Below are 16,004 nucleotides of genomic sequence, written 5' to 3' on the forward strand. Positions count from 1 at the left end.
ATGGTATTTTATCTTATAATATTTACTATAATACTACATTAGGAAAAGAGGTAAAAAATGTTTGCAGAAGAAAGGATTCAAGCTATATTAAATATCCTAAAAAAAGAAGGTAGAGTTACTGTAAAAGAACTCAGTTCTAAATTTAACGTTACAGAAGATTGTATAAGAAAAGACTTAAAAAATATAGAAAAAATCTCTTCAATACGAAGAATTTATGGTGGAGCTGTATTAGCCAGAGAAACCTTAGAAAACCAAGATACAAAAGATAGAAAAGAAATCAACATTCCAACAAAGAAAATAATAGCAGAGAAAGCATTTAATCTAATTACAGATAGAGAAACTATATTTTTAGACATCTCTACAATTAATATTTTACTGGCAAAACTTCTAGCTGAAAGTAATAAAAAGGTGACACTAGTGACAAATATGTTGGACATACTAAATGTAGTTACTTCAAGACCAAATAATTTAAATATAATCTCTACTGGAGGTTTATTAAATCTTAGTCTTGATGGATTTGTTGGTACTCCAACTATAGACTTTATATCAAAATATAAATTTGACAAGACCTTTATGGGTAGTTGTGGTGTGGATGTATTTAACTCTTCACTTACAACTTTTGAAATTGAAGATGGGCTTACAAAAAAAGCTATAATAAATTCAAGTAAGAAAGTATTTATAGTTATGGAAGATAAAAAATTTAAATTTGATGGAAACTTTAAATTTGCTCACTTAGAAGATATTAGTTCTATAATTACAGAAAAATCTCCTACTCCTGATATAGTAAACACTTTATCCGAATTTAATGTAAATGTTTTATAAACTCAATTACACACTTTATAGATTTACTTATAAATATAAATTATTATTTTATAAAGAAGCTTAAAAAACCTAATTTTCTAATAATTATTTTACAATTGAATTTAGTGGTTAAAACTAATTTGAAATAGACTTTCTAAATCTAATACAGTTATTTTTAGAAAGTCTATTTCTTTAACAAACAATTTAATACTATTATACACTATATATAAATCTTATTTCATTTCATCTTTCATTTGCTTTTCTATTTCTTTAGCAAATTTTTTTTGCTCGTATCTTTCCATCATTTCGTCTTTTTTCATTTCTAAGTTTACCATAGCACCTTGTGCATCATCTTTTAAATCCTCAGCAGTATTCTTCATTACATAAGCTGTCTTTTTAACACCGTCTTTTATATCTTCTTTCATATTTTTCATGTCTCTTTTTAATCTATCCATCAAAACTACCTCCTCTGTAAATATAATATTTTCTATATTTATTTTTCCCAAAGTACATATATTTATTTGCAATATCACTTATAATTTTTAAGTCATTAAATGTAATTTAATAGTGCTTAAATATATAAATTTCGATAGATTAAATATTTCTTGTTTCAAAATAAAAATAACATCAAACATAAACTATATGCTCGATGTTATTTTCTAAATTCACAATAACTTAATTGTTGGGATTACTATAATGATGACTTATATGGAGGATGTAATAAAATCTCATCATTATAGTTTGGTGTATTTTATGGTTTAAAACTTTTTTTATTTATATTTATATAATACATTTTTAGTATGAATTTTTTATGATTTTAGAATGAACTATTATTGAAACTTCTATATTATTTATTCAAACAAATCAATTTTTAAATTCGACTGTAAATACTACAGAGTTTTCTTTATTTTTTATACTATAATCAAATCCATGACTTTTAAAAATTTGACTGACTATATAAAGTCCAAGTCCACTTCCTCCAGTTTTTCGTGAACGAGATTTTTCTATTCTATAAAACGGATTAAATATTTCTTCTAAATAACGTTTCTCTATAGTTACACCAGTATTTTCAATTTCTAAGATTACCCTTTGATTAGAAGTCTTTTTATTTATACGTTTATTTTTATCATAAAGTCTAATTATAAGCTCTGAACCTTCAGGAGAATATTTTATGGCATTATTTATTATATTATTAATTGCCTTAGTTATTCTTTCTTGGTCTGCTTTTACTTCTAGATTTTCCTCTATTTTTAAAATAGTTTTCATATGTTTTTCTTCTATTAAAAATACTTGTCTTTTTACCAATCTATTTAAAAGTTCGCTTATATTTATTGATACAAGCTTCAAATCTTTTTCAAGTATCTCTGATTTTGAAACTTCTATCATTTCATTTACTAAATCTTTTAATTCTTGTGTACATTCATATGATTTTTTCAGATAAGTATCCCTATCTTTATACTTACCTACACTATAAATCATCCCTTCAATTTGACCACTTATTATGGTTATTGGAGTTTTTAGTTCATGTGATATTGTGGCGACAAAATCCTTTCTCCTATATTCTTGTTCTCTCTCACTCTCTATTATATTTATCAGAGGTTTTGTTATTACAATCGAATATATATAGGCTCCAATAATTGCTATTAATATCGCTATTGATATGATGTATGGCATTAACTTTCTTATAACTTCGTTTGCTTCATCAATTGGCTGTAATGGCATAACGAGTTCCAAAGTATATGGCCCATCTTTTGCATCTTTAGTATATATAGGTATAGATGTTCTATATTCATCCTCAATGCTATTAATCATGTACTTACTATATCTTAAAATAACTACTTCATTTTTACCATATACGATTTTTCCTTGACTATCTTTTAATAAAATAGCAAGATTTTGGTCTTTAGCCATATAATAAAGTCTTTCTTCTAGAGTATACGTATCAAAATGAATCGAACTATCTACTAAAGACTTTAAACTTTCTTGAAGAGACTCAATTTTATACTCATGATAATATGATGGCAATAAAAAATATAAAATTAGATATATTATTAAAGCTAATGCTATTAATAATGATGTCGTTATAGAAAATAACTTATACTTTATGCTTAACTTTTCCCACTTATCAAATATCCTTCTCAAGTGTATATCCTATCCCTTTTACAGTTTTAATATATGGTAATGATATTTTTTTTCTTATATTTTTTATATGTGCATCTACAATCCTAGTATCTCCATAATAGTCATAACCCCATATACTATCTAAAAGACCTTCTCTAGTTATAACCTGTGGATACTTTTCTATTAGAGCTTTCAATATATTAAACTCTTTTAGTGTAAGCTCTATAGGTTCTCCATCTATCTCAGCTATATATGTGTTTAAATCTAGCTTTAATTTTTCAAAAACTATAAATTTATCATTTATAGTTTTGTTACTTCTTCTCAAAATAGCTTCTACTCTTTTTATAAGAAGATTAAATGAAAATGGCTTTGTTATATAGTCATCACATTCTAGGTCAAAGCCTTTAAGTTGGTCCCCTTCATCATTCAAAGCAGTCAAAAATATAATTGGAACACTTGATGATTTTCTTATCATTTTACAAACCCCATAACCATCTAGATTTGGCATCATTATATCTAATATAACTAAATCATAACTTCCTTGCTTAAACTTTTGTATACCTTCCAACCCATCATTGGCTGTATCAACTTGATAACCTTCTGCACTTAAAAATTCTGATATTAATTCTTGTATATTTGAATCATCTTCAATTACAAGTATTGACGAGTTCATTCTATCAATCCTTTCTATTTTATTTAAAATTTCCTACATTACTTATATTTTATATCATTGTTGTGAATTTTACATGAAAAAAGAGCTATCTTAATTTGTAAATTAATTCTTTTAATTTAAAGATAGCTCTTTTTTATACATTTTATTTAACTTTTTAATCTAATCTCTTTTATATGGTTTGAAATTTTTAAGTCTAAGTGCATTTGAAACAACTGAAACTGAACTTAAACTCATAGCCGCTGCTGCAATCATGGGATTTAACAGAGGTCCTCCAAATATATACAATAATCCTGCTGCTACAGGTATACCAATCGTATTGTATCCAAATGCCCAAAATAGGTTTTGTTTTATGTTTTTTATAGTCTCATGGCTAAGTTTAATTGCTGTTGGAACATCCATCAAGTCACTCTTCATAAGTACTATATCTGCTGACTCAATTGCTACATCAGTTCCACTTCCTATTGCTATACCTATATTTGCTTTTGCAAGGGCTGGAGCATCATTTATTCCATCTCCTACCATTGCAACAAAGTTGCCTTGGTTTTGCAATTTTTCAACTTCTTTAGACTTATCTTCTGGTAATACTTCTGCTAACACCATATCTATACCTACTTGACTTGCTATAGCATTTGCAGTTTTTACATTATCTCCAGTTACCATTGCAACTTTTATTCCCATATCATGAAGGATTTCTATTGCTTTTTTACTACTTTCTTTAACTACATCTGCTACTGCAATTATTCCTGCCAACTTTCCATCTACAGCTATATACATAGGTGTTTTACCTTGGCTTGCCAACTCATTAGATTTTTCTTCTAAATCTTCAAGAAGAATATTATTATCATTCATAAGTTTTTTATTTCCAAGTAATATATTTTCTTTATTGATAATAACTTGTATACCAGCACCTGGTATAGCTTTAAAATCGTCAACTTTTTCCAATTTTATATTCTCTTCTTCACCATATCTTACTATTGCTTCACCAAGAGGATGTTCTGAACCTTTTTCTGCACTTGAAGCAATCTTAATAAGATATTCTTCTTCTACATTATTTAATACAATATCTGTTACCTTTGGTTTTCCTTCTGTTATTGTTCCTGTTTTATCAAATATTACTGTATTTACTTTATGTGCAGATTCTAATGCTTCTCCACCTTTTATCAATATACCATTTTCTGCACCTTTTCCAGTCCCAACCATTATAGCAGTTGGTGTTGCTAATCCTAGTGCACAAGGACAAGCAATTACAAGCACTGATATAAAGATAGTAAGTACAAAGATTATATCTTTTCCACCTACTAAAAACCACAATAATGATGCCACTACTGCTATTGCAATTACTATTGGTACAAAATATCCAGACACAGTATCTGCAAGTTTGGCAATAGGTGCCTTTGTACCTTGAGCATCTTCAACTAATTTTATTATTTGAGCAAGAGCTGTGTCTCCACCGATTTTTTCAGCCTTAAACTTAATAACTCCATTTTTATTTATACTAGCTCCTGTAACTTTACTTCCAACATTCTTTTCTACTGGTATACTTTCTCCTGTAAGCATAGATTCATCAACTGATGTATATCCCTCTATTACGACACCATCTACTGGTATCTTAGTACCTGGCTTTACTAATATTATATCTCCAATTCCTACTTCTTCTATAGGAGTCTCTACTTCTTTACCATCCACTAATACTATTGCAGTTTTTGGTTGTAATCCCATAAGTTTTTTAATTGCTTCTGATGTTTTTCCTTTTGATTTTGATTCTAAATATTTGCCAAGTAAAATAAGTGCTATTATTATTCCTGCACTTTCATAATATAACTGATGATGGTGCATACCTTGAATTTGTCCATTTGCTATTTGTATTGTTGTATATAAACTATACAAAAATGCTGCTAATGTACCAATTGCAACTAAAGAATCCATATTAGGGCTTAAAGAAAAAAGTGCTTTAAATCCATTTATATAAAATTTATATCCAGCTATCATTACTGGTATTACTAAAATCAGCTGAATTAATGCATAATTCAAAGTATTCGTCATAGGGTTTATAATCTCTGGCAAAGGCCATGGCCCTATAGGCTTTATTATCATAGGTCCCATTGCTATATAAAACAATGGAACTGCAAATACTATTGCAACTATAAATTTAACAAATAAAGACTTCATTTCTTTTTCTTTTCTTAATTTATCTTCATCTACATCAACCTTATCTCTTACCTCTTCTATTGGCTTATATCCAGCTTTTTCAATAGCTGCTTTTATTTGAGATAATTTTACCTTTGATGGATTATAATCTATATTAGCTTTATCTGTTGCTATATTTACACTAATGTTCTCTACTCCATCCAATTTCTTTACTACTCTCTCTACTGCTTTTGCACAAGCTGCACATGTCATTCCATCAATTTTCATATCAATTTTTTTATTACTTTCTTCCTTTACAATTCCATATCCAGCTTTTTCTACAACCTGTTTTATATCATCAAAACTAACTTTAGAATTATCATATTCTATTTTAAGTTTTTCAGTAGCTATATTTACACTCTGGTCATATACTCCATCCATTTTCTTGGTTACTCTTTCTACTGCCTTTGCACAGGCTGCACATGTCATACCTGTGATTTTATAACTTTCTACTACTTTATTTGAACTCATAATAAATCCGTCCTTTCTTTTAACATGTTTTCAATCAATTTATAATTTTGCACTTTGATATGTAATCTTGATAAATTATTTATTTAGAAATCTATATTTTTATTATACCCCCTATAGGTATGCTTAATCAATATTTTTTTATAATTTTTTATAAATAGATTTATTAGTTATATTTATTTGTATTTACTAAAAAAGTATACTCCTAATTAAATATATAAATAAAAATAGAGTATATAAATTGTTTAATGTTTGTACAATTTATATACTCTATTTCTTATAATTTATATTCTATTTATAGTTTATTCCTTACATGCTTCGAAAAATTCTGCTTCTGTTTCTTTTATTTCAAGCTCATTGTCTATTATCCCGACAGCTTCTTTTTTAAATGCTCTACATTGACCTATACAACCAGTCTTCACATTTTCTTCTCCAACTAAAGTTTTTAACTTATTTACATCCACATTTGAACAGTTTGGACATACTCTTATCATATTTAAGTTCCTCCTAATTAATGTCTAATTAATAGTTTTATACCCAAATATAAATTTTATAAAAATCTTTTTTGTTATAAATTATTTCCATAAATTCCATTTTTATCATATTATCAACATTATATAGACATTTTATATATTATTATTACATGTATGGTGGTATCTGTTGTTTTCTTATTATTTCCAATTCTTTAATTTCCAAAGATTTAATTACATTTACTTTGTAGTTTTCTTTAGACTTTATATATAGAACATCTTCTGTCTTTTTACCTTCAATAAATTTATGAGACCATTCTAATAGCTCATCAAAATTACAAATCTCTTCTTTTAAGAAAGTATCACTTTCGCTAGCAAAATACTTAATTATTATTTTTGTTACTTCCAACATATATCATCCTTTGCTTTTTATTAATATTTTCATTTATAAATTTATTATTTGTCTAAAAAAATTTTTTAAACAGAATAAATTTTTATATACAAAACTAGCATTTTTGTTCAATTTGAGCTATATTAATACATTTTAATCTATTTCTCCTTGTACCTAATAATATATTGTGATATAATTAGTAAGTTATTTTAATCGAAGGGAGCAACAAAGATGTCACAAAAACATAAAATTATAAATATCGCAGTTATAGCCCACGTTGATGCTGGAAAGTCAACATTGGTTGATGCGTTCCTTTCTCAAGGTGGTGTTTTTAGAAAGAACGAAGTAGTCAAAGACTGCGTTATGGACAGTAACGACCTTGAAAAAGAAAGAGGCATAACTATATATTCAAAAAACTGTGCAATAAACTATGAAGATTATAAAATAAATATAGTTGATACTCCAGGACATAGCGACTTTTCTTCTGAAGTTGAGCGTGTTATGAAAACTGTTGACACAGTTATTTTATTAGTTGATGCTAGTGAAGGCCCAATGCCTCAAACTAGATTCGTTTTACAAAAATCTTTAGAGTTCGGTTTAAAACCAATATTATTTATAAACAAGATTGATAAAAAAGACCAAAGAGCGGAAGAAGTAGTTAATGAAGTTTTCGATTTATTTGTAGACTTAAATGCAACAGATGAACAATGTGAATTCCCTATAATATATGGTATAGCTAAGCAAGGTATAGCTAAACTTGAAATGGATGATGATAGTGAAGACCTTTCTCCTCTATTTAAAACTATTGTAAATCATGTTGAAGCTTATCCTGATTATGACAATGAACCTTTACAGTTCCAAATATCAGCCCTTGCATATGATGATTATGTAGGTAGACTTGGTATAGGTAGAATTTACAAAGGTACTCTTAAAAGCAATACACAAGTTGCTATATGTAGAGAAGATTCTGTTGTATCTAAAGGAAAAGTATCAAAACTTTCTGTGTATGAAGGTTTAAAACAAGTTGAAGTTGATGAAGCTACTAGTGGAGAAATAGTTGTTATAGCTGGTATACCAGATATATCTATAGGAGAAACTCTATGTGATTTAGATAATCCACTACCTATGGAAATGATAAGAATAGAAGAACCTACTCTTTCAATGAACTTCTTAGTAAACGACTCTCCATTTGTTGGAAAAAGTGGAAAGTTTGTTACAACTAGACATTTAAAAGATAGACTTGAAAAAGAACTTGAAGTGAATGTTGGGCTTAAAGTTGAACCTCTTGAAACTACTGATGGATATAAAGTTTCTGGACGTGGAGAACTTCACTTATCTATACTACTTGAAAATATGAGACGTGAAGGTTATGAAATTGGTGTTTCTAAACCTGAAGTTTTAATGCATAAAGAAGATGGAAAATTAATGGAACCAGTAGAAAGAGTTGTTGTAAACTGTCCTGAAGTTTATTCTGGTACTATTATAAACGAATTGAACTTAAGAAAAGGTATGATGGAATCTATGTCAATAGAAGGAGACTATGTAAAAATAGAATTCTTAGCACCTACTCGTGGTCTTTTAGGATATAGAAGTGAATTTATAAATGCTACTCGTGGAGAAGGTACTCTAGTTCGTTCATTTGAAAAGTTTGAAGAATTCAAAGGAGAGATACCTTCAAGAGGAAATGGTGTTTTAATAGCACAAGGACCTGGTGTTACTATGGGTTATTCTCTTAATGCTTTAAGTGATAGAGCTGTAATGTTCGTAGACCCTGGTGTAGAAGTTTATGAAGGTATGATAATCGGTATGAATTCTAGAAAAGACGACATGGTAGTCAATCCTTGTAAAAATAAAAAAATGAGTAACGTACGTGCTTCTGGTTCAGATGATGCTATAAAACTATCTCCACCTAGAATATTTACTCTTGAAGAAGCTCTAGAATTTATAGAAGATGACGAATTAGTTGAAATCACACCCGATTCTATAAGACTTAGAAAAAGATTCTTAAATGAACATGATAGATTAAGATATAATAAATCTAGACAAGGTAAATAATATATATTTATCTCTAGTTAATAAAATAGCCATACATACTAAAAGATATCTTTCAGTATATATGGCTATTTTTATTTAAAATTTATATTATTCAATATTTATATAATTAGCAGCTTGAACGGCCGCAATTGCTCCATCTGACGCTGCTGTTATTATCTGGCGTAAAAATTTAGTTCTACTATCTCCTGCTACATATACACCTTCTACTGATGTTGTACAAGATTCATCTGAAATTATATATCCGCCTTCATCCAAGTCAAGAACATTTTCAAACATTTTATTATTAGGTTTAAGACCTATAGCAATAAAAATACCACTAACATCTATTGTTCTTTTCTCTTCAGTCTTTAAATTCTTTACTTCTATCTTTGATACAGTCTTTTCACCTTCTATTTTTTCTACACCATGATTATAAAGTATCTCAATATTCTTTCTTGACTTTACAGATTTTTCTAATACTTCTTCACCTCTAAAACTGTCTCTTCTATGAATTAAGTACACCTTTGTACAGTTGTTAGCCAAAAATAAAGCATCTTCTAAAGCAGTATTTCCTCCACCTACTATGGCTACTTCTTTATCTTTAAAAAATGCTCCATCGCATGTAGCACAATAAGATACTCCTCTACCTGTAAATTTTTCTTCTCCCTCACAACCTAATTTACGTCTTTCAACTCCATTTGCAAGAATAACAGCCTTTGCTTTATGCTCACCTGAAGATGTCTTTACAACCTTTATCTTTCCTTCAAGATTTATCTCTTCAACCTCATCAAACTGAATATCAACACCTTGAGCGATAGCTTGATTATATATATTATTAGAAAATTCTACCCCAGAAATCTTTTGAACTGCTGGATAATTTTCTACTTCAGATGTACTTGCAACTTGACCTCCATAAATACTTTTTTCAAATACTGTGACACTTAATCCTGCTCTCATAGCATAAATTGCTGAAGTTAAACCTGCTGGTCCAGCACCAATTACAATAATATCTACCATAACATTTTACCTCTCTTTATATTATTATTTCTTATATATTATTCTCATTATTCTTATACTTTACTATTATTATCCATATATACTATAAACAAAACATTATTTTTTATTAATGTATAAAAAGTTTAATAAACCTTTATTTCGATATAAGGATTGTTTTTTATTAGTTAACTTTATTTTACATATATGTAAAAAAACTGCAAATAAAAGTTACTTTTATTTACAGTTCCTACTCATTTATATAATTTAAAACCTTATTGGTTATCATTTACAGTGTCTTCTAATATATTGTTTTCTGATATATATGATAGAATTGAAAGTCCATACATAACCAAAACTAATGCTGCTGTTATAAGTACTATTCCCATATTTAATACCTCCTTTTGTTTACAGTATACTATTATTATGTGAAATACTTGTGAATTTAATTTGAATATAGCTGTAATTTTATATTAACAATTTCTTCAAATTAAATATTCCTAATTATATACTTTTATTAAGTCAATTGTTATTAATAGTTTAAATATTAACATTATTTACTTATATTTATATCATATACCATATAATTACATTTTTCAAATTAAAGTTTTGTAAACTTTTTTTGTAATATAGTGTAGTATAAAACTGTAATATTACAGAGATGTAACTGTTCCCTCTTGATTAGTTATATTAAAAACAGCTTCATTCCTATGAAAACACAAAATCCTAAGAGTTTAAAAACAGTTAAAAAAATATTTTTCTATGACCCAATTTGATTACAATTTTTTTACAATTTAAAAAATATTTTTCCCAAATTTTTATATTAATACTTGACTTTGTCTGTTTTATAATCTAGAATAATTAATAATATTAAGAATATTGAAAGGCTTTGATTAGGAAGAGTAAATCTGAATCGGTTACCAGAGAAGGAAACTATTAGCTGAAATGTTTCCCTAATTAGAAAGATTGAAAACTACCTATGAGCTTCTATCTGAAGTTATCTTAATGATTTTAGTAGGAATAGACGTTTTTATTACTTACGTTAAAGTATCAAGTGGATTTTTTTAAATCAATTTGGGTGGAACCGCGGGAAACAGATTCTCGTCCCTTTTTTAGGGATGAGGGTCTTTTTTTATTACCTAAATTCAGTTTTTAAAATATTCTGTACTTAACTTAATTAGCTAATTAAAAATCTAAAATATATGGAGGATTATAGAAATGTATTATTCAAGTACAAGAGGCACCGAAGAAAAAGTAACTGCATCACAAGCAATAATAAAGGGAATATCAAATGATGGTGGTCTTTATGTCCCAAGTAAATTTCCAAATGTCGAAAATGAACTTATAGATTTAATGAATTTAACGTATTCTCAGATAGCATTCTTTGTGCTTAGTAAATTTTTATGTGATTTTACTGAAGATGAGATTAAAGACTGTATAGAAAATGCATATGACGAAAAGTTTGATTGCACTAGTATAGCTCCATTAAATAAAATAAATGATACTTATTTCTTGGAATTATATCATGGACCAACTTTAGCATTTAAAGATATGGCACTTACTATAATGCCTCATCTTCTTAAAACATCTATTAAGAAAGATAATTTAGAGAAAGATGTCGTGATTCTTACTGCTACATCTGGAGATACAGGAAAGGCTGCTCTTGAGGGATTTAAAGATATTGATAAAATAAAGATAATTGTATTCTTCCCAGAAGATGGTGTAAGTGCAGTACAAAAGCTTCAAATGAAGACTCAGACAGGAAAAAATACGTATGTAGTTGGTATAAAAGGAAATTTTGACGATGCACAATCTGGTGTAAAGAAAATTTTCTCTGATAAAGAATTTAATCAAAAATTATTAGATAATAATTATATACTATCTTCTGCTAATTCAATTAATATAGGAAGACTTCTTCCACAAGTTGCATATTATTTTTATTCATATATGAAATTAGTTGATAAGGGTGAGATAAAGTTAAATGATAAAATAAATTTTGTTGTACCAACTGGTAATTTTGGTAATATTTTAGCTGGATATTATGCTAAACAAATGGGACTTCCAATAAACAAATTGATATGTGCATCAAACGATAATAATGTTCTTTATGATTTCTTTAAAACTGGTATTTATGATAAAAATAGAACATTAAAATTAACGTCTTCTCCTTCTATGGATATATTAATATCTAGTAACTTAGAAAGATTGTTGTTTGAGATATCAAATAGAAACACTGCTATCGTGAATAAACTATTATCTGACCTTAATGATAATGGAGTCTACAAAATAAATGAAGATATGGAAAAAAATTTATCTTCATTTTATGGAGAATATTCAAATGAAAAAGAAGTTAAAGAAACAATAAATAATGTATTTAAAAATTATAGCTATTTGATAGATACTCATACTGCTGTTGCATACAATTGTTATGAAAAGTACAAAAAAGAAACTTCTGATAACACAAAAACTGTTATTGTAAGTACTGCAAGTCCATTCAAGTTTTCTGAGGATGTTCTAAAATCTATAGATTGTGATTTTGAGAACCTTGATGACTTTGCTATAATTGATAGATTATCAAGTATTTCTAAAATAGATATACCAAAACCTATTAAAAATCTTAAGGATGCAGAAATACTACATAAAGATATTTGTGAAAAAGATGAATTAAAACTAGCTATAAAAAAATTTTTGAAAGTATAGGTGATTGTTATGTTAGAGATTATAGTACCTGCAACAAGTGCTAATATAGGTCCAGGGTTTGATTGTCTTGGAATTGCATTAAATATATATAATAAATTTTATATTGAAGAAATTGAAAATGGTCTTGAAATAGAAGGCTGTGAAGATGCCTATAAAAACGAAAATAATTTGGTTTATACATCTATGAAGTACTTTTTTGATAGAGTTAAGCCAGACAAAATACCTACTGGCATCAAAATAAAAATTCAAAGTGAAGTCCCTATATGTAGAGGTCTTGGTAGTAGTGCATCTTGCATAGTAGCTGGTGTTATAGCTGCAAATGCTCTATCAAATGCTAATTTGGATAAATGCCAGTTGTTAAATATAGCATCAGAAATAGAAGGGCATCCAGATAATGTTGCCCCTGCTATTTTAGGAAATATGATTGTCTCTGTGACTGATAATGATAACATACACTACGATATTATAGAAATTCCTAACGAACTTAAATTTTGTGCAATGATACCTAATTTTAAGTTATCAACTGAAAAAGCTAGAGGTGTTTTACCAAAAGAAATACCTTATTCTGATGGTGTATTTAATGTCAGTAGGGTTGCATTACTTGTATCAGCTCTACTAAACAAAAACTTTGACCTTCTTAAAGTGGCTTGTCAGGATAAATTACATCAAGATTATAGAGGAACTCTAATTGAAAACTACAGTGATATTGTTGAAAAATCTGAGCAATTAAATAGTATTGGAGTCTTTTTAAGTGGAGCTGGGCCTACTATAATGTCTTTAATAAAAGAAAATGATGATAATTTTGTAGATAATATGAAAGACTACCTATCAAAATTAAAATCTGATTGGCAAATAAAAGAGTTATGTTGTGATTCTAATGGAGCTGTTTTAAATATTATATAATTATCATCTCATCTATAAAATATAACTACTCTTTTATTATAATTTGTAGTATAATAATTAGGACTAGGTAATAATATTAAGTATTATAATCTAGTTCTTTAAACATGTTTACATTGAGGAGGGATTATCATAAAAGAGTTAATAATTAGAGATTTAGTTGCAAAAGTTCCTATAATTCAAGGTGGAATGGGCGTTGGTATATCTAGATCATCATTGGCTGGTGCAGTTGCTAAGCTTGGTGGTGTTGGTGTAATTTCTGGGGTTCAAATTGGATATGATGAGGAAGATTTTGAAACTAACACTATAAATGCAAATTTAAGAGCTATAAAAAAACATATTTCTAGAGCTAAAGAAATTTCAAATGGCGGTATTATTGGTATTAATTTCATGGTAGCTATGAAAGAATATGAAACATATGTAAAGGAAGCTGTTAAAGCTGGTGTAGACCTTATAATATCTGGAGCTGGATTACCTAATAAGTTACCATCATTGGTAAAAGGAAGTAATGTAAAAATAGCTCCTATCGTTTCAACTGCAAAAGCTGCTAATGTAATTTTGAAGATGTGGGATAGAAAAGAAAAAACTACGGCTGACTTAATAGTTGTTGAAGGTCCAAAAGCTGGTGGTCACCTTGGATACTCTAATGAGGAACTTGATAACATAGATTCTATAGACTATGATAAGGAATTTGTTGAAATCTTAAAGGTTGCAAATACTTATGGAGAAAAATTTGGCAGAAACATTCCAGTTGTTGCTGCTGGTGGTATAACATCAAGTAGCGATGTTAAAAAATATATAGACATGGGAGCAAGTGGTGTACAAGTTGGTACAAGATTTGTTGCTACTTATGAATGTGATGCACATGAGAACTTTAAAATGGCATACATAAATGCTAGTGAAGACGATGTTCATATAGTTAAAAGCCCTGTAGGTCTTCCTGGACGTGCTATAAGAAATAAATTTATAGAAGAAGTTAAAATAACTCGTCCAGAAATAACAAAATGTTACAATTGCTTGATTCCTTGCAATCCAAAAGAAACTCCTTACTGTATTTCTCAAGCTTTAATCAATGCAGTTAAAGGAGATGTTGAAAATTCACTTTTATTTTGTGGAAATGATGCATATAAGATTGACAAGTTAAGTAGTGTTGAAGATGTTATCAATGAATTGATTTCTGAGTTGTAATTTAAAGAGTTATAATTTGAAATTTTATAAAGCTAAGGAGTTTATATATGTTATCGATTAATCTTTGTTAACATATTTACTTCCTTAGCTTTTTTATATGTTTTTATATATCAATATATTTTTTGTAAATCTACTATTCAACTCAATGTAATAGTAGTCTTATATTTAATCTTCTTTTACAAGAACATTAGTTATTTCAGCTATATATAAAGTGTGGTAATCCTTTTGTGGATACCATCTTCCATCTATACCTTCAGCAATAAAACATTGAGGCTCTATTTTCTGACTATACATCTTTTTACATATAATAGCCATCTTTGCTTCTTTAAAATAAGGTGTCTCATTTAAGTGTTCTATATTAAATCCAATTTGTGATATCTTATCCTCTTCTCTACCAGATACTTTACCACAATATGAAAGCTCTTTACGGAAATCTTCATCAAAAAAAGTAAGAGAAAATTTATCTGTATTATCTATAAACTCCTTAGTATAACGTTGTGGTCTTATTACTACAAAGGCAACATCTTTTCCCCACATAACTCCAAGACCTCCCCAACTAGCAGTCATGGTATTTACTTTGCCTTCTTTTTCTGCTGTTATAAGTGTCCAGTCTTTCCCTATCAATCCAAATGGATTATTTTTAATATCTTCTGCTACAATTTCTTTAAATTCACTCATATCTCAATAACCTCTCATTCTCTTATATTTATGGTACTCTTATTTTCGTTACAAATTATAAATAAAATTTACTTTTGAAAATAAAATACCTTATTTTAAATATATTATTGTAAATAAGTAAATATATAAACACACACTTATTTTTTTAATATATTTAATATTTTCACTCAGAATATATATATTCTTTATTTAAGTTAAATATAACTGTTGTATTTAACATGTAAATTGTGGTAAAAATATTATTTAATCAAATCAAAACTTGATTTATATACCTGGAAAAGGTATTATATTAAAGAGTGCTTAAAATACGAATTTAGTATATAGGTATATAAAATAATAAATAAGGAGAGTGATGGGCAATGGATACTAGTCCGTTGCGGAGAGAATTTTTTACAATCTC

Annotated in this window: 13 protein-coding genes and 1 other annotated feature; of the genes, 5 read left to right on the forward strand and 8 right to left on the reverse strand. The window is 27.9% G+C overall.

The window, feature by feature from the left end:
- Positions 1 to 57: 57 nt before the first annotated feature.
- Complete coding sequence (locus Q3287_RS03620; RefSeq protein WP_054270576.1) at positions 58 to 822, forward strand: DeoR/GlpR family DNA-binding transcription regulator; 765 nt, start codon at positions 58 to 60, stop codon at positions 820 to 822.
- Positions 823 to 1,034: 212 nt separating this feature from the next.
- On the opposite strand, the gene Q3287_RS03625 is transcribed toward Q3287_RS03620, so the two are convergent.
- From Q3287_RS03625 to Q3287_RS03650, 6 genes are all read right to left on the reverse strand, one after another.
- Positions 1,035 to 1,256: a hypothetical protein gene (locus Q3287_RS03625; protein ID WP_054270577.1), complete on the reverse strand. Its 222-nt coding sequence runs from the start codon at positions 1,254 to 1,256 to the stop codon at positions 1,035 to 1,037.
- Positions 1,257 to 1,665: 409 nt separating this feature from the next.
- A complete protein-coding gene (locus Q3287_RS03630) occupies positions 1,666 to 2,943 on the reverse strand; it encodes a cell wall metabolism sensor histidine kinase WalK (protein WP_054270578.1) in 1,278 nt (425 codons plus the stop codon).
- Complete coding sequence (locus tag Q3287_RS03635) at positions 2,927 to 3,595, reverse strand: response regulator transcription factor (RefSeq protein ID WP_003424455.1); 669 nt, start codon at positions 3,593 to 3,595, stop codon at positions 2,927 to 2,929. The genes Q3287_RS03630 and Q3287_RS03635 overlap by 17 nt, the downstream gene beginning before the upstream one ends.
- 159 nt (positions 3,596 to 3,754) lie before the next feature.
- The gene (locus Q3287_RS03640) at positions 3,755 to 6,253 is read right to left on the reverse strand and encodes a heavy metal translocating P-type ATPase (RefSeq protein WP_054276904.1); all 2,499 of its coding nucleotides are present in this window, start codon (positions 6,251 to 6,253) and stop codon (positions 3,755 to 3,757) included.
- A gap of 299 nt (positions 6,254 to 6,552) precedes the next feature.
- Complete coding sequence (locus Q3287_RS03645) at positions 6,553 to 6,744, reverse strand: hypothetical protein (RefSeq protein ID WP_003424459.1); 192 nt, start codon at positions 6,742 to 6,744, stop codon at positions 6,553 to 6,555.
- Between the two features lie 145 nt (positions 6,745 to 6,889).
- Positions 6,890 to 7,132, reverse strand: a complete 243-nt coding sequence (locus Q3287_RS03650) for a hypothetical protein (RefSeq protein WP_021384973.1) — start codon at positions 7,130 to 7,132, stop codon at positions 6,890 to 6,892.
- Positions 7,133 to 7,342: 210 nt separating this feature from the next.
- Between Q3287_RS03650 and typA the strand changes: the two genes are divergently transcribed.
- On the forward strand, positions 7,343 to 9,166 hold the full coding sequence (gene typA, locus Q3287_RS03655) for a translational GTPase TypA (protein WP_054270580.1): 1,824 nt from the start codon (positions 7,343 to 7,345) through the stop codon (positions 9,164 to 9,166).
- 87 nt (positions 9,167 to 9,253) lie between these two features.
- On the opposite strand, the gene trxB is transcribed toward typA, so the two are convergent.
- Positions 9,254 to 10,162, reverse strand: a complete 909-nt coding sequence (gene trxB, locus Q3287_RS03660; RefSeq protein ID WP_407963543.1) for a thioredoxin-disulfide reductase — start codon at positions 10,160 to 10,162, stop codon at positions 9,254 to 9,256.
- 856 nt (positions 10,163 to 11,018) lie between these two features.
- Positions 11,019 to 11,250, forward strand: a binding site (T-box leader).
- Between the two features lie 106 nt (positions 11,251 to 11,356).
- Here trxB and thrC point away from each other — a divergent pair.
- The 3 genes from thrC (at position 11,357) to Q3287_RS03675 (ending at position 14,926) form a co-directional block, all read left to right on the forward strand.
- Positions 11,357 to 12,838, forward strand: a complete 1,482-nt coding sequence (thrC, locus tag Q3287_RS03665) for a threonine synthase (protein WP_079740359.1) — start codon at positions 11,357 to 11,359, stop codon at positions 12,836 to 12,838.
- A 9-nt stretch (positions 12,839 to 12,847) separates the two neighbouring features.
- A complete protein-coding gene (gene thrB, locus Q3287_RS03670; protein WP_054276908.1) occupies positions 12,848 to 13,741 on the forward strand; it encodes a homoserine kinase in 894 nt (297 codons plus the stop codon).
- 126 nt (positions 13,742 to 13,867) lie between these two features.
- Complete coding sequence (locus Q3287_RS03675) at positions 13,868 to 14,926, forward strand: nitronate monooxygenase family protein (protein WP_079740360.1); 1,059 nt, start codon at positions 13,868 to 13,870, stop codon at positions 14,924 to 14,926.
- 165 nt (positions 14,927 to 15,091) lie between these two features.
- Here Q3287_RS03675 and Q3287_RS03680 read toward each other — a convergent pair whose 3' ends face one another.
- Positions 15,092 to 15,604: a flavin reductase family protein gene (locus tag Q3287_RS03680; RefSeq protein ID WP_054270585.1), complete on the reverse strand. Its 513-nt coding sequence runs from the start codon at positions 15,602 to 15,604 to the stop codon at positions 15,092 to 15,094.
- Positions 15,605 to 16,004: the final 400 nt, after the last annotated feature.

It is taken from the genome of Clostridioides sp. GD02404 (assembly GCF_045898275.1).
GTDB lineage: Bacteria > Bacillota > Clostridia > Peptostreptococcales > Peptostreptococcaceae > Clostridioides > Clostridioides difficile_A.